The following is a 705-nucleotide window of genomic DNA, read 5'->3' as shown; positions in this document are numbered from 1 at the left end:
CGGAAACACGTATTGCCATGCAGGGGCTGTTGCAGCATTCGGATACTTACGTGCCAAGGCACCCGGAAGATAGACCGCCCCATAGCCCTCTTCAAGATCTTTCGCGTGCAGCGCGAGTGCATAGTCTATTTGAACTTTTAAGGGCTCAATCAAGGACTTGGGAAGCAGCGTGCGCCGCCACTTTAGCCCCTTAGACTCACGCACTATTAGGCAGTTATTTGCAAAGTCGATGTCTTGAACCCGCAAACGAACCGCCTCCATGACCCTAAGGCCAGCCCCATACATCAGCTTTGTTAGCATAAGGTAAACGCCATCTAACTTACCTATTACCGCCAGCGCCTCGGCATGACTAAATACCGTAGGAATTGTTTGCGGCCGGTTGCTCAGCTTGAAATCAAGATCACCTAGCTCAATCTTCAAAAACTTATGGTACATAAAAACCAAGGCATTGAGCGCAGTCTTCTGCGTATTGACCCCGGCGCTCTGATCGAGCGCTAAAGAACTCAGAAACTGATCGACCTCGACAGCCCCCATTTCCTTGGGGTGCCTTTTGTTGTGAAAACGAATAAAACGTATTACCCAATGGCAATAGGTTTTCTCGGTCTTATAGGCCATTTGTTTACTACGAATAAATGCTCGAAACTGATCAATAAAGCGCACGGGCTTTTTAGGGAGAGGTAGTGGTATATCATCCATAAAACTAAT

General features: G+C 47.7%; 1 protein-coding gene. It reads right to left on the bottom strand.

Translation table 11 applies throughout. The features are described from left to right. Positions 1–705: phage integrase N-terminal SAM-like domain-containing protein (locus A3729_RS08105; RefSeq protein ID WP_068633598.1), on the bottom strand; the 705-nt coding region annotated here is incomplete at both ends.

This window comes from Oleiphilus sp. HI0043 (assembly GCF_001634935.1).
The sequence above is the reverse complement of the archived record's forward strand: the minus strand, read 5'-3'. Positions and strand labels throughout refer to the sequence as shown.